Source organism: Halpernia sp., assembly GCF_048269545.1.
Classification (GTDB): domain Bacteria; phylum Bacteroidota; class Bacteroidia; order Flavobacteriales; family Weeksellaceae; genus Halpernia.
In genome coordinates, this window is the sequence record NZ_JBLXIJ010000002.1 from 79423 (window position 1) to 98677 (window position 19255).

The 19255-nt window shown below is 29.0% G+C and carries 21 protein-coding genes; 18 read left to right on the forward strand and 3 right to left on the reverse strand.

The window, feature by feature from the left end; translation table 11 throughout:
- Nucleotides 1-51: 51 nt before the first annotated feature.
- A complete protein-coding gene (locus ACN0WB_RS03535; protein WP_417428908.1) occupies nt 52-375 on the reverse strand; it encodes a translation initiation factor in 324 nt (107 codons plus the stop codon).
- An 82-nt stretch (nt 376-457) separates the two neighbouring features.
- Here ACN0WB_RS03535 and ACN0WB_RS03540 point away from each other — a divergent pair, with 82 nt between their 5' ends.
- Both ACN0WB_RS03540 and ACN0WB_RS03545 read left to right on the forward strand, forming a co-directional pair.
- A complete protein-coding gene (locus ACN0WB_RS03540) occupies nt 458-1537 on the forward strand; it encodes a pseudouridine synthase (RefSeq protein WP_417428910.1) in 1080 nt (359 codons plus the stop codon).
- A 5-nt stretch (nt 1538-1542) separates the two neighbouring features.
- Nucleotides 1543-2871: a TlpA family protein disulfide reductase gene (locus tag ACN0WB_RS03545; RefSeq protein ID WP_417428912.1), complete on the forward strand. Its 1329-nt coding sequence runs from the start codon at nt 1543-1545 to the stop codon at nt 2869-2871.
- A gap of 16 nt (nt 2872-2887) precedes the next feature.
- On the opposite strand, the gene pncA is transcribed toward ACN0WB_RS03545, so the two are convergent.
- Nucleotides 2888-3493 carry a bifunctional nicotinamidase/pyrazinamidase gene (gene pncA, locus ACN0WB_RS03550; RefSeq protein WP_417428915.1) on the reverse strand — a complete coding sequence of 202 codons (606 nt, stop codon included), beginning with the start codon at nt 3491-3493 and terminating at the stop codon, nt 2888-2890.
- A 192-nt stretch (nt 3494-3685) separates the two neighbouring features.
- Between pncA and ytxJ the strand changes: the two genes are divergently transcribed.
- From ytxJ to ACN0WB_RS03590, 8 genes are all read left to right on the forward strand, one after another.
- Nucleotides 3686-4081 (forward strand): bacillithiol system redox-active protein YtxJ, encoded by a 396-nt coding sequence (gene ytxJ / locus ACN0WB_RS03555; protein ID WP_417428916.1) that lies wholly within the window; start codon nt 3686-3688, stop codon nt 4079-4081.
- On the forward strand, nt 4082-4663 hold the full coding sequence (locus ACN0WB_RS03560) for a Crp/Fnr family transcriptional regulator (RefSeq protein ID WP_417428918.1): 582 nt from the start codon (nt 4082-4084) through the stop codon (nt 4661-4663).
- A gap of 171 nt (nt 4664-4834) precedes the next feature.
- Nucleotides 4835-5212: a hypothetical protein gene (locus ACN0WB_RS03565; protein ID WP_417428920.1), complete on the forward strand. Its 378-nt coding sequence runs from the start codon at nt 4835-4837 to the stop codon at nt 5210-5212.
- A 103-nt stretch (nt 5213-5315) separates the two neighbouring features.
- On the forward strand, nt 5316-5786 hold the full coding sequence (locus ACN0WB_RS03570; RefSeq protein WP_417428922.1) for a DUF3347 domain-containing protein: 471 nt from the start codon (nt 5316-5318) through the stop codon (nt 5784-5786).
- 2 nt (nt 5787-5788) lie between these two features.
- On the forward strand, nt 5789-6334 hold the full coding sequence (locus ACN0WB_RS03575) for a DUF3347 domain-containing protein (RefSeq protein WP_417428924.1): 546 nt from the start codon (nt 5789-5791) through the stop codon (nt 6332-6334).
- A complete protein-coding gene (locus ACN0WB_RS03580) occupies nt 6331-6786 on the forward strand; it encodes a heme-binding domain-containing protein (protein WP_417428926.1) in 456 nt (151 codons plus the stop codon). The genes ACN0WB_RS03575 and ACN0WB_RS03580 overlap by 4 nt, the downstream gene beginning before the upstream one ends.
- Nucleotides 6787-6790: 4 nt before the next feature.
- Nucleotides 6791-7276: a DUF305 domain-containing protein gene (locus ACN0WB_RS03585; RefSeq protein ID WP_417428928.1), complete on the forward strand. Its 486-nt coding sequence runs from the start codon at nt 6791-6793 to the stop codon at nt 7274-7276.
- A complete protein-coding gene (locus ACN0WB_RS03590) occupies nt 7266-9596 on the forward strand; it encodes a multicopper oxidase domain-containing protein (protein ID WP_417428930.1) in 2331 nt (776 codons plus the stop codon). The genes ACN0WB_RS03585 and ACN0WB_RS03590 overlap by 11 nt, the downstream gene beginning before the upstream one ends.
- 77 nt (nt 9597-9673) lie before the next feature.
- Here the strand turns inward: ACN0WB_RS03590 and ACN0WB_RS03595 are convergent, their stop codons facing one another.
- A complete protein-coding gene (locus ACN0WB_RS03595; RefSeq protein WP_090078757.1) occupies nt 9674-10540 on the reverse strand; it encodes a sigma-70 family RNA polymerase sigma factor in 867 nt (288 codons plus the stop codon).
- A gap of 306 nt (nt 10541-10846) precedes the next feature.
- Between ACN0WB_RS03595 and ACN0WB_RS03600 the strand changes: the two genes are divergently transcribed.
- The 8 genes from ACN0WB_RS03600 to ACN0WB_RS03635 all read left to right on the forward strand — a co-directional run bounded on the left by ACN0WB_RS03600 (nt 10847) and on the right by ACN0WB_RS03635 (nt 19211).
- Nucleotides 10847-11452, forward strand: a complete 606-nt coding sequence (locus ACN0WB_RS03600; RefSeq protein WP_417428932.1) for a bifunctional nuclease family protein — start codon at nt 10847-10849, stop codon at nt 11450-11452.
- A gap of 4 nt (nt 11453-11456) precedes the next feature.
- The gene (locus ACN0WB_RS03605) at nt 11457-12716 is read left to right on the forward strand and encodes a nucleoside permease (protein WP_417428934.1); all 1260 of its coding nucleotides are present in this window, start codon (nt 11457-11459) and stop codon (nt 12714-12716) included.
- Nucleotides 12717-12793: 77 nt separating this feature from the next.
- Entirely contained in the window at nt 12794-13186 is a 393-nt protein-coding gene (locus tag ACN0WB_RS03610) for a hypothetical protein (protein WP_417428936.1), read from the forward strand.
- A gap of 12 nt (nt 13187-13198) precedes the next feature.
- Complete coding sequence (locus tag ACN0WB_RS03615; RefSeq protein WP_417428938.1) at nt 13199-14377, forward strand: acetyl-CoA C-acyltransferase; 1179 nt, start codon at nt 13199-13201, stop codon at nt 14375-14377.
- Nucleotides 14378-14692: 315 nt separating this feature from the next.
- A complete protein-coding gene (locus tag ACN0WB_RS03620; protein WP_417429734.1) occupies nt 14693-16129 on the forward strand; it encodes an MFS transporter in 1437 nt (478 codons plus the stop codon).
- A 61-nt stretch (nt 16130-16190) separates the two neighbouring features.
- Nucleotides 16191-17327, forward strand: a complete 1137-nt coding sequence (locus tag ACN0WB_RS03625; RefSeq protein ID WP_417428940.1) for a hypothetical protein — start codon at nt 16191-16193, stop codon at nt 17325-17327.
- 54 nt (nt 17328-17381) lie between these two features.
- Nucleotides 17382-18308, forward strand: coding sequence for a mevalonate kinase (locus ACN0WB_RS03630; RefSeq protein WP_417428942.1), 927 nt, complete (start codon nt 17382-17384; stop codon nt 18306-18308).
- 18 nt (nt 18309-18326) lie between these two features.
- The gene (locus ACN0WB_RS03635; RefSeq protein WP_417428944.1) at nt 18327-19211 is read left to right on the forward strand and encodes a UbiA family prenyltransferase; all 885 of its coding nucleotides are present in this window, start codon (nt 18327-18329) and stop codon (nt 19209-19211) included.
- Nucleotides 19212-19255: the final 44 nt, after the last annotated feature.

Sequence of the window (19255 nt, forward strand, 5' to 3'; positions counted from 1 at the left end):
TTTTAAAAGAGACAAAAAGATAATCGATTTTTAAATTACTCATACTTATTTTTACCCTCCAACTCGTTTCACTTTATAACCCATTTCCTGCAACATTTTCATTATTTTATCTCGGTTATCGCCTTGTATAATTATGGTTCCGTCTTTTTCAGAACCACCAATTCCCAATTTAATTTTAATTTTTTTAGAAATAATTTTTAAATCTGCGTCGCTTCCTTCAAAACCTTCTATTAAAGTAACAGGTTTTCCGTGTCTTCCTTTTTTTTCAAATTTACAAATAAGTGGTTCTATTTGTACAAATTTTTCTTCAGGCATTTCAAATTCCTGTTCTTCGTGTTCTGGGAATAGATTTTTTAATTGATCTCTTAAATCCATTATAATTTTTGGTTAAAGAATGTAAATTTAGTAATAAAAAATATCGTAGCGAAATCTGTATCTTTGCAAAAATATTCAGACAATGAGCAGAGAACGCAAAACAGGATCAAACAACCGAAAGCCAGCCAAAACTTCTAAACCAAAATCATCGGAACGTCCTGCGAAACCAAGAACTGAAAAAAAAATAGAGAAAAGAGAACCAAGACTTTTAAATAACTCAGAAGTAAACTCTTTTGAGAAATCATTTACAGCAAAACCTAGCCGCTCTTCGGGAAAAAGAGTAGGAAAATCCTTTGACAGTAGTGCGAAATTTGAAAAAGGCAATTACCAAGCAGGTTCCAAAAAAGTTTTCAAGAATTTTGATAAAAACTTTGGAAAAGATATGAGTGCTGAAAAAACCAAATCTTTTGTATTAAAAAGAAGATTTGATAAAATCGCAAATGAAATTCCAAAAGACACAATCCGACTGAATAAATATATTGCAAATTCTGGAATTTGCAGTAGAAGAGAAGCAGATGAATTAATCACGCAAGGTTTAGTAGAAGTCAACGGAAAAGTAACTACAGAAATGGGTTATCAAGTGGAGAAAACAGATAGAGTTGTTTTTGATGGAAATAGCATCACGCCAGAAAAACCAGTTTATGTTTTATTAAATAAACCAAAAGGTTACATTTCTACAACAAAAGATGAAAAAGCGAGAAAAACTGTAATGGATTTGGTTGCAAATGCATCGCCTTACAGAACTTTCCCAGTTGGAAGATTAGACAGACAAACAACTGGCGTAATTTTACTAACGAATGACGGACATATTACTAAAAAATTAACACATCCTTCATTTAATTTAAAGAAAATATACCACGTAACTTTAGATAGAAAACTAACCAATGCAGATTTGCAACAGATAAAAGACGGCGTTCGTTTGGAAGAAGGTGTTGCAGAAGTTGATAGTATTTCTTTTATCGAAGGAAAACCAAAAAATGAAGTAGGAATAGAACTTCACATCGGTTGGAATAGAGTAGTGCGAAGAATTTTTAGAAAATTAGGTTACGAAGTTGAAGGTTTAGATCGCGTAATGTTTGCGGGTTTAACTAAGAAAAATATCAAACGTGGACATTGGAGAATTTTAACGGAATTAGAAGTTAATACTTTGAAAATGCTTTAAAGTTTATGAAGAAACTGTTCTTATTAATTTTGTTTATTTCTAACGTCTTCTTTTTTGCACAACAGAAAAAGAAAACAAGGAATAATAAGCCATTTTCTACGGAAAAAAAGATAGAAAACAATGGTTATAATATTAATATCATTACAGAAAACACCGAAAATACAACCTTATATTTAAAAATTTTCAAAGGAAATACTAAAACTACTTTTGTTTTAGATAGCGCTAAAATAGTAGAAAACAATCATAAAATTGTTTTAAAAAATCCAAATTCCCTTATAAGTTTTCCTGCACTTTTATCTTCAAAAGATAAAAACAATTCGGTAATGCTTTTTGTGCAAAATGGTGTAAAAATAGATTTAATTTTAAAAGATAAAATTTTAAATGATATTATAGCAAAAGATTCTTTAAATAAAGATTTCATTGCATATCAAAAGGAAAATGATGCTCAAAGAAAGATACTTTTAGCAAAAAAAATGTTGAAAATTTATCCCGATGATGCAGTAAAAACTTTCTTCAATTTTGAGCTGGTTCGATTGCAAGCAAATAATAAAAATGAAAGAGAAAAAACGATAAAAAATGTAGAAAAAGAATTAAATTTTTCAAATAAAAATATTCCCATAATGCCCAATTCTTATGTGTTTTTAAATGAATATTTTAAAGCATCAAGTAATTATTTTACGAGTGTAGATAATATTTTTAAAGGAATAAATTGTGAGAATGGAAATTATACATTTTACATAAATTGGATGCTAAAAAATTTAGAATTTAGAAATTCTAAAGGTGAAGATGTAAAATCCAATTATCTTTATTTGCTTAATAATTATCTGCAAAAACCCAATTGTGAAAAAAAATTAGAAGCAGAAGTTACTATTGTAAAAAATAATTTGAATGAATTTAAATCAGTTCGTTTAGGGAATCCACTTCCGGATTTTAAAGTTAAAGATATTTCAGGTAAAATATTTGATTTTAATCAATATTTAAAAGACAATAAAAACATTACTATCTTAATATTTTTTGATCCAAATTGTGAACATTGTATTGAATCCGTTCCCGAAAGAGTAAAAAGAATTGATGAAATAGAGTCTCAATTAAAAGTAAAATTTAATAAAATCGCAGTTATGTACATTGGTGTGGAAAGTGAATGGAAAGGTTTTATAAATAATGCGCATTTAGAAAATTGGTTAAATGTAACTTCTGGAGATCAAAAAAAATCAATCCCAAGTTTAATACCAATTTCAGGAACTCCCACATATTTTATTTTAGATAAAGATGGAAACCTTTTGGCGAAAAATTATAATGAACCATTATTATTAAATGAAGTAGAGAAAGATTAAATATCCAGATAATCGCTTAGCCTAAAATAGTAACTGTATTTTTTGCCAATTCATAAATTGTATTTTTAGCACTTTCTGGTTTTAAGTTTACAGCTTTAGTTCCGTTAAAATGTAAACAAGTGATAAAGCCTTCTTTTACAGCGTCTAAACAAGTATATTTCACACAATAATCTAAAGCCAAACCTACAATTTCTACCAATTCAATATCGTGGTATTTTAAAAAATCTGACAATCCCGTTTTTACGAAATGATTGTTGTCTTGAAATCCACTATAACTATCAAATTCAGGATTTTTACCTTTCTGAATAATGTGCGTTACTTTTTCCCGATTTAAATCCTTATGAAATTCTGCACCAAAACTTCCTTGAACGCAATGATCTGGCCACATAAATTGTGGAATTCCATTTAGAATAATAGTATCTCCAACTTTTTTTCCATTATTACTTGCAAAACTTTTATGATTTTGTGGATGCCAATCTTGAGTTAAAACAATTTGCTCATATTTATTTTCTTCCATTAAAAGATTAATGTATGGAATAATAGAATTGGCTTCTGGAACAGCTAAAGCACCATTTTCGCAAAAATCATTTTGAACATCTACAATTATCAAGGCTTTTTTCATAACTATTTTTTATATTTTATCTTCTGCAAAATTAAATCCATTAAGTATAAATATGACAAATCGGCAAGAAATAGATATAAATCCTTTTTAAATTTAATATTATGAAGTTTGCCATAATTTAAAATTAAAAATACTAACAGAAATTATTTAAATTTCATTAAATTAGAGCTTTTAAAAATAAAATTTAAAATTATGGGCTTTTTTAATCAGTTTTTCGGAGATAATGGTGAATCAAAAATTGAAAAAAATTTGTGGCAGGACATTGAAAGTGTAGATGAATATCGTGAAGCGAAAAATAAATCTTTTGAAAAACCGGTATTATTTTTTAAACACTCTACAACTTGCTTTATCAGCAAAGCGGTTAAGAAGAATTTAGAAAAGCAAATTGATCAATCTGAAGATAAAAATAAAGTGGATTTATATTATTTAGATTTATTGCATTTCCGACCTATTTCTAATTTAATGGCAAATGATTTAAACGTTGTTCATCAAAGTCCGCAAGCAATATTAATTAAAAATGGCGAAGTAAAATATAATGCGTCTCATGAAAATATAGATTTCCAAGATATAATAAAAACTTTAGAATAATTGGAAAATTTTCAGTCTTATTTAGTCAAAATTTTAGCAGTTTCTTCAGAAGATGTTGAAAATTGCGAGCAGTTTTATTCGAAAAAAAAAGTTGAAAAAGGTGAGTTTTTACTTCGTGAAGGCGAAGCATGTAATGATACTTTTTATGTAGAAAAAGGTTTGCTCCGAATGTTTTCTATTGATAAAAATGGTAAAGAACACATCATCCAATTTGCTCCAGAAAGTTGGATAATTGCAGATAGAACTAGCCAAATTTTTCGAGAAGAATCTCATTATTACATTGATGCTGTAGAAGAAAGTGAAATTGCAATTTTGCCGCCAGATTTCTTTTTCAATATTTTTAAAAATAATCCAGAAGTTTCTGGTAATAATTATAAATTAATGAGCAATCACATTCGTTCGCTTCAAAAAAGAATTAATCAATTACTCGGTGCAACTGCAGAAGAACGCTATTTGGATTTTCTAAAAATGTATCCAAATGTTTTTCAACGTGTTCCACAATGGATGGTTGCAAGTTATCTTGGAATTACACCCGAAAGTTTGAGCAGAGTACGAAAAGAATTAACAAAGAAAAAATCTTAAAATTGAATAATAAGAAAGCAGAATATCTAAAAAAAGTAGATGATTTTGTAAATAATTTTGAGGCTTAAAAGGCAGTTTTTGTTTTTCAGTGAAGATCTAAATTTATTGAATTTTCGTAAATACTGTTACAAGTAAAATTTGTTATACCTTTGTAATTGTAAAATTAAATTTTTGAAAAAATTTCTTGTCATATTGCTCACTTTCTTCTATTTCGGAACTTCTTCCGGAATGGTTTTTAAGTTGCATCAATGTTTAGAAAGTATTTCAATTTTTACTGGAAATTCTGATAAGACTTGTGACTTATGTAAATCTGAAAAGAAAAAAGATTGCTGTAAAACTCATTTTAAAATTTTAAAAACAAGCGATGCTCAAAAAGCCGATTTGCTACAGATTAATTTTTTAAAATATATTGCACTTCTTCCTAAAACTGAATTTTCAGAACCTTTTTCAAAAATTTTAACATCGAACTTTTCTTCTGTTCGTATTAATGCACCGCCCGAAAATAGGGAAGTCGCACTTTTTATTCGCCATCGTAATTTTAGAATTTAGAATAATTTCGTCCCATTTTTAAATAATTTGGGATGTAAAATCATGTCTCGGAATTTCTATTTCCGACAAAAAAATAATTCTAAACAATCTAAAATTTATTACAATGAAAAAATTAATTTTCACTACACTTTTTACAGTTTTATCTGTATTTACTATTTCTGCACAAAAAAATGATGCTTCAATAACTAAACTTTTTCAAAATTATTTGAGTATTAAAAATGCCTTGGTTGCAGATAATTCTGACGACGCTTCAAAAGCAGCCAATGAATTTATAAAATCTGCTTCTATGATTGATTTTAAAATCCTTTCTGAAGGAAATATAAACGTACTCAGAAAAGACGCTTCCCAAATTGCAGATAGTAGAAGTATAGATTCTCAACGTGAATCTTTTGATCATTTATCTCAAAATATGATTAATATTTCGCAGAAATTTAAACTGTCAGATAAATCAATTTTTGTACAATATTGTCCGATGGCAAAAGCAAGTTGGTTAAGTTCTGAAAAAGTTATTAAAAATCCTTTTTATGGAAGTTCTATGTTGTCTTGTGGAAGTGTAAAATCTGAAATTAAATAATTATGAAAAATATACTTTTAACAACATTATTGCTTTTAAGTTTTATTTCTTGCGATAATAAAAAGAATTCAGAAAAAACGGTTTCAGAAAAAATGGAATCCAATCAACCGGAAAAAAATAATTCTTTTGAATCTTTAGTTAATAATTATCTTTCGATGAAAGACGCATTAACAGAAGGTGATGCGAATAAAACGGCAGATTTTGGCAAGAAAATGTTTGCAAATTCTAAAGTTTTGCTTAATGATCCACAAAATAAAAATGGAGATGTTTCTGATATTTTAAGCGATATAGAAGAAAATGCAGAACATATTTCAGAAAGTGCGGATAAAATACACCACCAAAGAGAACATTTTTCAATTTTGACAAAAGATTTTGAAGATTTAGTAGCACTAAAACCTTATGCAAAAACCTTGTATAAAGATTTCTGTCCGATGTATAACGACAATAAAGGCGCTTATTGGTTGAGTGACCAAAAGGAAATTAACAATCCTTATGATCCTACAATGAAAAATTGTGGTGAAGTGAAACAAGTGATTTCAGCAAAATGAAAAAGTTGAAATATGCAATAATCTTTTTTGTGTTATTATTTATCTCACTACAGTTCATCCCTTTTTCTTTTAAAAATAGTGGCGTTGCAACAAACAGTTTTGAAAAAAAATTAAATGTACCGCCACTTATTTTAAATCAGTTGAAAACTTCGTGTTTTGATTGTCATAGTAATAATACAAATTATCCAATTTATTCAAAATTTCAGCCTTTTAACTATTATTTAAATAGTCATATTAAAGAAGGAAAAGATAAGCTGAATTTTGATGAATTCTCTGATTATTCTATCCGAAAGTTGAATACAAAATTGGGTGAAATAACTTCACAATTAGAGAAAAACAAAATGCCTTTAAGCAGTTATACTTTTATTCATCAAAGTGCGAAATTGTCTTCTGAAAAAAATCAAGAACTAATAAACTGGTTCAAATTAAAACAAAATCAATTAAAATTTTAAAATTATGAATTCACATACAGAAAATAAAAAAGAAAATCACAATCCATATCCAAAGTTTTTACTGATGCTTGCTGCGTCTTTTATCATAATGTACGTTGTGATGTATTTAAATACTTATGAATTAGACCACGTTTATTTTAGTCTTACCAGATTTTATATGACTTGTTTAATGATTGCGTGTATGGCAATTTTAATGTTGGTTTTTATGCTAAAAATGTATCAAAATAAAACAAAAAATTCAGCCATAATAATAGGAAGTTTATTACTTTTTTTTGGTTCACTTTATTTGGTTCGAGAGCAAAAACCAATTGGTGATGTACTTTGGATGAAAGCGATGATTCCGCATCATTCCATTGCAATTTTAACAAGTGAAAGAGCCGATATAAAAGATCCCGAAGTTAAAAAATTAGCAAATAGTATTATTACAGCACAGAAAAGAGAAATTCTTGAAATGAAAGCAATGATTAAAAGACTTGAAAATGAGAAATAAAAATATTATAAAATTAGCTTTTGCTTTAATTATATTTATTTTTGCTAAAGGTTTTTCTCAAAATATGGATATGAAAATGTCCAAAAAAACAGTGGCGAAAAGCGAAAATAACGGTGAAATTTCTTTCGGTGGAAAAACCGTTCGCTATGATTTATATGTAAAAGATACTTTGGTAAATTTTACAGGAAAACCAGCGAGAGCAATTGCGATTAATGGAAAGTTGCAAGCGCCGACTTTATATTTCACAGAAGGCGATACGGCGGAGATTTATTTGCATAATCAACTCAAAGAAAACACAGGTCTTCATTGGCACGGAGTGATTTTACCTAATGAAATGGACGGCGTTCCTTATCTCACAACCAAAGAAGTGAAACCCGGTGAAACGCATTTGTATAAATTCAGAGTTTCACAAAACGGCACTTATTGGTATCATTCTCACGAAGGAACGCAGGAACAAATTGGGATGAATGGTATTTTGGTTTTTAAGAAAAGAGAAAATCAAAATGAGAAACAATTTGCTGCAGATATCCCTGTGCTTTTAGGAGAGTGGACAGATGAAAATCCTAAAGAAATTATGCGAAGATTGCACATGGACGAAACCGATTGGTACGCTATAAAAAAAGGCGCTGTTCAAAGTTATTCTGAAGCAATAAATTCTGGAAATTTCGGTACAAAACTTCTCAATGAATGGAAACGAATGGAAGCGATGGATGTAAGTGATGTTTATTATAATAATTTTTTAATAAATGGCAAAGTTTCTTCTGACTATTCAAATTTAAAAGCAGGTGATAAAGTTCATTTGAGAGTTGTAAACGGTGGTTCTTCGTCTTATTTTTGGTTAAATTTTGGTGGAGGAAAAATCACAATTATTGGAAATGATGGAAATGAAGTTCAACCGGTAGAAGTGGACCGATTAATTGTCGGCGTTTCTGAAACTTATGATATTGAAGTCACAATTCCTGAAAATAAAAGTTTTGAATTCCGATCTACATCAGAAGACAGACAAGGTTTTGCATCGCTTTGGTTGGGTTCTGGAGAAAAAATTAGCGCGCCAAATTTGCCTAAATTAAATTTTTTTGAAGGAATGAAAATGATGAATGGAATGATGAAAATGAACGGCGATATGAAACCGATGAACATGAAAATGGGAAATCAAATGATGGATATGAATGAAGTAATGTATCCCGAAATTCCTGAAAGCGAGAAAAAGGCAACAATGGAACATATGCAAGAAATGATGGGCGGAAAATCTATGAAAATGGATGAAATGAATCACGACAATCATCAAATGTCTGAAATGAAAATGGATGATAAAAATCCAATTGTAAGATTAAATTACAACATGTTAAAATCAACAGAAAAAACCATTTTACCACAAGGTAATGTTAAAGAATTGCATTTCACTTTAGAAGGAAATATGAGAAATTATCTTTGGACTTTGGATAATAAAACCGTTGCAGAATCTGATAAAATTTTAATAAAAAAGGGACAAGTTGTAAGAATTGTGATGTATAATAATTCTATGATGCGCCATCCGATGCATCTTCACGGTCATGATTTTAGACTCATAAATTCCAAAGGAGATTATGCGCCGCTGAAAACTGTTTTAGATATGATGCCGATGGAAACCAATACCATAGAATTTGCCGCAAACCAAGATGGAGATTGGTTTTTTCACTGTCATATTTTGTATCACATGATGACCGGAATGGGACGCGTTTTTTCTTATGAAAATTCAGCACCAAATCCGCAAATTCCAGATAAAGAAGCATCTTATACAAAGTTTTTAAAAACTAATAGTATGATCAGTACAAAAGCAATGCTTGATGTTTCTTCTAACAAATTACATTTTGAAAATATGACGATGATTGGATCACGTTGGATGAATGTGAATGAATTTCATTCTAATTACAATTTCAATCATTATGAAGGCACTGTAAAAGTCGGGCGGTTCTTAGGAAAATATCAATGGGCAATGCCGTATGTTGGTTTTAGAACTAATAAAACCCATGAAATGTCCAAAACTTGGTTCGAACAAAATGTGATGCCAAAAAATCAAAATGTAGCAATTATTGGTATGAAATACATTCTTCCAATGTTAATTATTGCAGATGCAAATGTGGATCAAAATGGAAAAGTTCGTTTAGAATTAAGCAGAGAAGGAATTCGTATTTCTCCAAGAATTAGAGGAAATTTTGCAGTAAATTCTGATAAAGAATTTGATTTTGGATTAAAATATGTTTTGCAAAAATGGCTTTCAGTTTCTTCCAATTATGATAGTGAATTTGGATTTGGTGCAGGTTTGACTTTTATGTATTAGAAATAATAGATAATTTAGAATTAAAAAATCCTCTTAATAAAATTTAAGAGGATTTTATTTAATTAAATATTGGAAATTTATTTACCCAAATAAGATTTCAAAATCTTACTTCTGGTATTGTGTTTCAAACGTTTGATCGCTTTTTCTTTAATCTGACGAACGCGTTCTCTTGTAAGATCAAAAGTTTCACCAATTTCTTCCAAAGTCATCGGATGTTTTCCATTTAAACCAAAATAAAGACGAACCAAATCTGCTTCTCTCGGCGTTAAAGTTTGCAAAGCTCTTTCAATTTCAATTTGTAGAGATTCCAACATTAAATCTTTATCTGGACTTGGAGATTCTCCAGAACGTAAAACGTCATACAAATTCGAATCTTCTCCTTCAACTAACGGCGCATCCATCGATAAATGACGCCCAGAATTTTTCATTGATTCTTTAATATCTTCTTCGCTCATATCCAAAACTTCCGCCAATTCTTCCGGAGAAGGTGGTCTTTCATTTTGTTGTTCTAAATGCGCATAAGCTTTGTTGATTTTATTTATCGAACCAATTTTATTTAAAGGCAAACGTACAATTCTAGATTGTTCCGCTAAAGCTTGTAAAATTGATTGGCGAATCCACCAAACTGCGTAAGAAATAAATTTAAAACCTCTGGTTTCATCATATCTTTTTGCAGCTTTCATCAAACCTAAATTTCCTTCATTAATTAAATCGGGAAGAGAAAGTCCTTGGTTTTGATATTGTTTAGAAACTGAAACTACGAAACGAAGATTGGCTTTTATTAATTTATTTAAGGCGATTGTGTCTCCTGCTCGAATTTTTTGTGCTAAATTAACTTCTTCATCAGCTGTGATTAAATCTACTTTACCGATTTCTTGTAAATATTTGTCTAATGACGCGGTTTCTCTATTAGTAACCTGCTTCGTAATTTTTAATTGTCTCATTTTATAAGTCTCATTTTTTTTGAGTACTAAATGATTATACGTTTCAATATATAAAAAGGTTACAAAGATTTTAATATTTTGTGAAAAAGGTTAAATGAAGAGGCGCAAGATTTAACATAAACACTTTTGATATGCACAAAGGAAATAGTAATTAAAAATCTTATAAGAAGTTCATTTCAAAATTTCATTCAATAAAAAAGAATAATAATGCAATATTAACTTTGCAACTTAAATATTTTCAAAGAAAAATTACGCCTTTGCGATAAACAAATAGATTTTTCTAAAAATTAAATTATATTTGTAGTTATGGATTATAAAAAATTAATCATCAGAGGAATTTCTTACAGCCAAACACAATCTGGTGCTTATGCGCTGCTGTTGGAACATGAAGAAACTGCCGTTAAATTACCGGTTGTAATTGGAAATTTTGAAGCGCAATCAATTTCATTAGGTTTAGAAAAAGACATTCATCCACCGAGACCATTAACACACGATTTATTTTCAAAATTTATAAAATCTTCTGGTTATACTTTAAATTCAGTTATAATTTATCAAATTATTGACGGTGTATTTTTTTCAAATCTAAATTTTAAATGTTTAGCGACAGAAGAAGAGTTGATTTTAGATGCAAGAACTTCCGATGCTGTTGCAATGGCGGTTCGTTTTGAAGCGCCAATTTACACAACAGAACAAGTATTAAGCGAAGCTGGAATTCTTTTAGAACTCGATATTCCACCCGTTGTAAAAGAAGCATTCTCAGATTTAGAAAGTGAAAGCCAAAGTGGTTCTCTAAGAAATTTAAGTTCTGAAAATTTACAAAATCTATTAGAAACTGCAGTTAAAGATGAAGATTTTGATGCTGCATTAGAAATTCAGCAAGAAATAAAAAGACGTAATAAAAAAATAGACTAAAACTATGAACATTAAATTTAAACTTACTATTATAAGTTTCTTGCAATTTTTTGTATGGGGAGCTTGGCTGATTACAATTGGCGTTTATTGGTTTGGAACCAAACAATGGAGCGGTGAAGATTTTGGAAAAGTATTTGCAACTTTAGGTATTGCTTCTATAATAATGCCCGCTCTTACTGGGATTATTGCAGATCGATGGATAAATGCAGAGAAATTATACGGTATTTTACATATTTGTTATGGTATAACTTTGCTCTTTTTACCAAATATTGTTTCTCCAGAAAATTTCTTTTATGTGATGCTTGTTGCAATGATTTTTTATATGCCGACAATTTCACTTTCTAATTCAATCGCGTATTACATTTTAAAAAATAATAATTATGATGTAGTGAAAGTTTTTCCTCCAATTAGAGTTTGGGGAACAATCGGTTTTATAGTTGCGATGTGGATTACGAATTTAACAGGTAACAAAGCTTCGGGAAATCAATTTTATATTGCAGCTGCAATTGCATTTTTTCTCGGGATTTATGCTTTCACTTTGCCAAAATGTCCACCACAGAATTTAATTCCAAAAGATGCTTCGTTATCAGAAAAGTTAGGTTTAAATGCATTTTCTCTTTTTAAAGATTATAAAATGGCACTTTTCTTTTTTTTCTCAATGTTTCTTGGCGCAGCTTTACAATTAACCAATATGTATGGTGATACTTTTTTATCAGATTTTGGAAAAATCCCCGCTTATGCAGATAGTTTTGTAGTAACAAGATCTACAATAATAATGTCCATTTCACAGATTTCTGAGACTTTATTTATTCTTGCAATTCCTTTTTTCTTAATTAAATTTGGAATAAAAAAAGTAATGTTAATTTCAATGTTTGCATGGGTTTTAAGATTTGGTTTTTTCGCATATGGAGAACCACAAGGAGGAGGTTTAGTTCTAATAATTTTATCTTGTGTTGTTTACGGAATGGCATTTGATTTTTTCAATATTTCGGGTTCACTTTTTGTAGAAACAACTACCGATTATAAAATTCGTTCTTCTGCGCAAGGTTTATTTATGATGATGACAAACGGATTTGGAGCAATTATGGGAAGCTTATTAAGTGGATATTTAATTACAGAATATTTCACCTTACCAAATGGCGATAAAATGTGGCACGAAATATGGCTTACTTTCGCAGGTTATGCTTTTGTAATTGCCATTTTATTTGCAATAATGTTTAAACACAAACACAATCCAGAGTTAATAGAAAATATAACACATTAAAAATTTTTAAATAAATATTTTAAAACACATTTTTATAAAATGTGTTTTTTTTGTACTTTGGCGAAAGAGATTTTAAAATGAAAATTAGTCAGTTTATCGCTTTGTTTTTGGTTGTAGCAGGAAGTTTTCTTCCTTTAGTGCACATTCCAATTATCGGCAATTGGAATTATTTTAAAATAGATTCTAATATTGCGTACTCAGTTTGGGGATTTTCTTTGCTTGCTTTTTTAGGAATAGTTTTTGACAAAATAAATTTAGTACGCGTTGCAGCCATAATTCTACTTGTTTTATTTGTATTTACAATTATCGCTATAAAATTTAAATCTCTAGATTATTTTAGCTTTTTACCATTTAAATCTTGGCAAGAATCTTTTGCAGGAATTGTAAAATTGAGTTGGGGCTGGTTTTTAGAATTCGCAGGTGCAATTTTGTTATTGGTTTTAAAAGAACGAAAATTAAAAATAAAATAAATTAATATAAAAATGAAAGAGGTATTTATTGTTTCTGCAGTTAGAACTCCAATTGGAAGCTTTTTAGGAAGTTTATCTGGAATTCCTGCTACAGAATTAGGTTCAATCGCCATAAAAGGCGCTTTAGATAAAATAAATTTAAATCCAGAAGAAGTTCAGGAAGTTTATATAGGAAATGTTTTGCAAGCAAATGTTGGACAAGCTCCTGCGAGACAAGCTGCACTTGGTGCAAATTTAAAAAATTCTACGCCTTCTACAACAATTAATAAAGTTTGCGCTTCAGGTATGAAAGCAGTAATGTTAGCTGCTCAATCCATAAAATGTGGCGACGCAGAAATTATTGTTGCTGGTGGAATGGAAAATATGTCTAGAACACCGCATTATTTAGAAGGCAGAAATGGACAAAAATTAGGTGATATTAAATTAATTGATGGAATTGTAAAAGATGGATTAACTGATGTTTATAATAAACAACACATGGGAAGTTGTGCAGAAATGTGTGCAAAAGAATATCATTTTTCTCGTGAAGATCAAGATCAGTTTGCAATCGAATCTTACAAACGTGTTGCAAAAGCTTCAGAAAATGGAAAATTTAAAGATGAAATTGTTTCTGTAGAAATTCCACAAAGAAAAGGTGATCCCATTATTTTTAGTGAAGATGAAGAATTTAAAAAAGTAAATTTTGAAAAGATGCCTTCGTTGAAACCTGTTTTCCAAAAAGAAAATGGAACAATTACGGCTGCAAATGCTTCACCAATAAATGATGGTGCTTCTGTATTGGTTTTAATGTCTAAAGAAAAAATGGAAGAATTAAATTTAAAACCACTAGCAAAAATAATTTCTTACGCAGATGCTGCACAAGAACCAGAGTTTTTTACAACTGCACCTTCAAAAGCACTTCCAAAAGCTTTAGCAAAAGCAAATTTAGAAATTTCCGATGTTGATTTTTTTGAACTTAATGAAGCGTTTTCTGTTGTTGGTTTGGCAAATATCAAAATTTTAGGATTAGACCCCGCAAAAGTAAATGTGAACGGCGGCGCAGTTGCACTCGGACATCCACTTGGAAATTCTGGCTCAAGAATTTTAGTTACTTTGATTAATGTGTTAAAACAAAATAACGGAAAAATTGGCGCAGCTGCAATTTGCAATGGAGGAGGAGGCGCTTCTGCAATGGTAATTGAGTTGTGTTAATTACTGTGAGAATTTAAACGCAAAGGCATAAATTCATTTTCTTTGAAAATATTTAAGGCGCAAAGTAAATATTGGTCTTTAAAGTCTTTTGAAATATTCCGAATTTGAATCCGCATAATTTTCCAATATTTACCTTGCGTTTTAATCTAAAGTTTTTTTATAAATTTTTGTGTCTTTGCGTTAAACCAAAGCAAACTTTTAACAAATTTAAATCAGAATTCAAACAAATCTTATATATTTGTCTGAATTCTGATTTATTGATTTAAAAAATAAACTAAACCATTGGAACAACAAATTAAAAATAATCCGAAAATAATGAAAGCTTGGGCGCTTTATGACTGGGCAAACTCAGTTTATTCGCTCGTAATTACTTCTACAATTTTCCCCATTTATTACACCAATCTAACCACAGCTTACAAGAAAAAAGAATTTATAGAAAGTTCTGGTTTATGGAAGGAAGTTCCCATTCCGCATTTAATTAAAATTATGGGAACGTCTTACGAACCCGCTGCTTTATTCAGTTTTTCATTGACTTTATCATTCTTAATAGTTGTAATTATTTCGCCAATTTTATCTTCTTTAGCCGATACAATTGGAAATAAAAAATCTTTTTTACAATTTTTCTGTTATCTCGGCGCAACTTCTTGTATGGGTTTAGCAATGTTTACAAGTATTGATAATGTATTTCTGGGATTATTATTTAGCGTAACCGCAAGTGTTGGTTTTTGGGGAAGTTTGGTTTTTTACAATTCCTTTTTACCCGATATTGCAACGCCAGATAAACAAGATTCTCTCTCTGCAAAAGGCTATGTTTATGGTTATATTGGTTCAGTAATTTTATTAATTATTTGTTTATTATTAATTCAAGTGGTAGCAAAAACACCAAATGAAACGGCGATTTATACAAGAGTTACATTCTTATTAACCGGCGCATGGTGGTTTGGTTTTTCTCAATATACATTTAAACATTTGCCACAATTTGGTTTAATTAAAGACAATTTACCAAAAGATTTAGTGCTTTTAAATTATAAAAATATTTTCCAAAAACATGAAGAGCACGGCGGAGTTTTTGAAGTTTTAAAAGATAATATTTCTTTTTACGGAGATATTGCGAAAGAAAGTTTTCGAGAATTATTTAAAGTGGGAAATCATTTATTTAAAAACCGAAATTTAAAATTCTTTTTATCCTCATTTTTCTTTTACAGCATTGGAATGCAAACTATTTTTTTGATGGCAACTTTGTTCGGAACTTCCGAAATTTTCACAAGAGATGAAGATCAATATAAATTAATTATTACTATTCTTGTCATTCAAATTGTGGCGATTTTTGGGGCGCTCGCTTTTTCAAGATTATCTAAATCTATTGGAAATAAAAACGTCATAAGTATTGCGGTTTTTATTTGGATTATTTGCTGTCTTTCAGCCTATTTTTTAAACAAAGAAAATCCAAATGTAGAAATGCAATTTTATGTATTAGCTGCAATAATTGGTTTGGTTATGGGCGGTTTACAAGCAATGTCGCGATCCACATATTCTAAATTATTGCCAGAAGATTCTATGGATAATACGACGTATTTTAGTTTTTATGATGTTTTAGAAAAATTAGCAATAATTTTGGGATCTTTAATTTTTGGTATCGTGATTCAGAAATTTCACAATATGCATTATGCATTTATAGGAATGTCGTTTTTCTTTGCGATTGGTCTGGTTTTAATTCGATTTTTGAAGACGAAAAAGGAGGTTTTGGAGTAAGATTGTTTTTAAAAGTAAATTTTAATAATTTAACTATTCTAAAAATATTTTAAATTCATCTATGAAAACATTTCTTTTTTCAATATTAATTTTTTTTGGAGTTTATTCAAATGCACAAACTTATTCACAAAATTTCAATGTAGATATTGAAAATAAAGATGTTAAAAATATTGTTGATTTATGGCAATCTTATTTAAAAACAAATTCTAGAGATGATTGGGATAAAAGTGAAGTCAAAGATTTAAAAAACTTTAATATTTTAGATATAGACGGAGTTATCAATCCATCTTTAATGAATTGGCACTTTAATAATAGAATTTTAAGTGTAAATCCTATTTCAGAAAATACTTATTTAATAAAATCAATGTTCCAAACTGATGCTAATGAAGTATTTGCAATTACAAATGTTCTTGCAAAAAAAATTGGAAGTCAATTCAAACTTTCAAATTATATTTTTGAATATACAAAAGATTGGAAAACTGATCAAGAATTAAATATAAAATACATTCATCGTGCAGAATACAATTTAAATAAAAATGAAATTAATGAGACTGAAGAATTTTATTCTCAATTATGTCAAATTTTCGATGTTAAGCCAGAAAAATTAACTTATTTCATTGCAAAAGATTGCGATAATATCTTTGATATACTCGGGTTTGAATATATTTTTCAAAAGGGTGGGCAAAAAGAATGTGGTTATTTTGAATCTAAAAATAATTTCATTTTTGCAACAGAAAAAGCAGGAGCAAATCATTACCACGAGATTACACATTTCATTAATGATTTTTATCCTAATGCTAATCAACTTTTATTAGTAGGAATTTCAGCATACCTAGGAAAAGATAAAGCACATTTTGGTAAACCTTTAATTTTCCACACAAAAAGAGTTGATGCCTATTTAAAAGAAAATATAGGAATCAATTTATCAAAACCTTTTGATTTTTATAAATTAGATGAAAAAACCAATCCACAATACGTAATTGGTGCAGTTATTTGCGAATTAATTTTAGAAAAAGGGGGTAAAAAAGAATTGATTAATGCGTTTAGAAATACAAAAACCGATGAAGATTTAATAAAATATTTAAAAACTAATATTTTACGAGAAAATGAAAATTTAAATACAGTTTTGAGAAATAAAATTAGTGAAATTTCAAAATTAGATGAATTTCCAGACTTTTTCAAAAATTCAATTCAATGAAACAATCATTATTTCCCCACATATTTCGTATCTTTGCCACGGAAATTACAATAAATGACGAATCCTTTATTTTATGCTAAAATACTTCTCTTCGGAGAATACGGAATTATTGAAGACTCACAAGGTCTTACTTTGCCGTATAGCTTTTATAAAGGTGCTTTAAAGTTTTCTGATTTGAATTCTGATTTCGAAAAAAAATCCAATTCTTCTCTCAAAAAATATCTTGAATATTTAGAGAAAACAGAATTGCCAGAAGAATTTAAACTCAATCTTTCTGCTTTAAAAAGAGACATTTCAAAAGGTTTATTTTTCGATTCTAATATTCCGCAAGGTTATGGCGTTGGAAGTTCTGGTGCATTGGTTGCCGCAATTTTCGAGCGTTATTCTGTCATTAAAAGAAATCCAGAAAGCATTAGTAAAGAAGGATTAAAAAATTTAAAAGTTGTTTTCGGACAATTAGAAAGTTATTTCCATGGAAAAAGTTCTGGAATTGATCCTTTAATTTGTTACATGAATTTGCCGATTTTAATTGAAAATCGAGATAATGTTGATAAAGTTTCACTTCCAAAAGAAAAAGCGGGAAAAGGCGCAATTTTCTTAATAGATTCTGGCTCAACTGGAGAAACTGGACCAATGGTACAGATTTTTTTCGAAAAATTAAAAAACGAAGGTTTCCGTAAAACTTTAAAAGAAGAATTTATCCGTTATAATAATGCGTGCATTGATACTTTCTTGAAAAAAGAAATGAATCCATTCTTTAAAAATTTAAAAAAATTATCTTTTTGGGCTTTTGAACATTTCAAACCAATGATACCAGAAAATATTTGGATGGCTTGGAAAAAAGGTTTAGAATCCAACGCTTATTATTTGAAACTTTGTGGCAGCGGAGGAGGCGGTTATATTTTAGGCTTTGCTAAAGATTATCCAAAAGCAGAAAAAATGCTTCAAGCTTTTGACAAGGAGGTTATTTATAGGTTTTAATTTTTAAATTTCTGTAAGTTGAATAAAAGTCTTTTCTACAGAATTTCTCAATTTTTCGGTTTTCTTCTCGGTGCAAAAGTTTTTATAACTGCACTTTTAGCATTTGCACTTTACGTTTCTGCTTACTTTCTTTTTAATCAGGAAGAATCCTTTAGAAATTTCGTTTTTGATTATAAAGTTCATGGTTTAATTTTTTGTTCACTTTTCAGTATTTTGGCGGGCGGCATTATCAATCAATTTTATGATAAAGAAAAAGATACGCTTACAAAACCTTTTCGCAGCAGAATTCAGAATTTTTTAAAACAAAAATATTTTCTTTACGCATATCTTTTTTTCAATTCATTATCACTTGGGATTGCGGGACTTTTATCTTTCAGAATATTTTTATTTTTTTTAATTTATCAATTTTTGATGTGGTTTTACAGCCATAAACTCAGCAAAATTTTATTTTTAAATAATCTCAGTTTTGTTATTTTAACATTATATCCATTTTTTGGAATTTTGGTTTATTATCGTACTTTTTCTAAAGAGATTATATTTTTAGCAATTTTTTTATTTTTAATGCTTCTCATTTTAGATATTTTAAAAGATACTTTAACTAAAAACGCTGATAAAATCTTTAATTATTCTACCATTCCAAATGTATTTGGAGACAGAGTAGCCATTAATAATTTAATTTTTTTAATTATTACTAATATTTTAATCTCCATGAAAATCATTTCTCATAATGGTTTACATAACATTTGGTCATATTATTTTGCTGTAGGGCTTTTTGTTTTTATTTTTTGTATTTATTTCTTGCTTCAGAATTTTAAAAATTCAAAATTTTTTACTCTAAATTTCTTGAGATTGTGGCTTTTCATTGGCATTTGCGCAATGCTTTTGAACGGTATTTTCCATTAATTTTTTTTGAATTTTTATCATTACCATTTTCAATTTTGTAAATT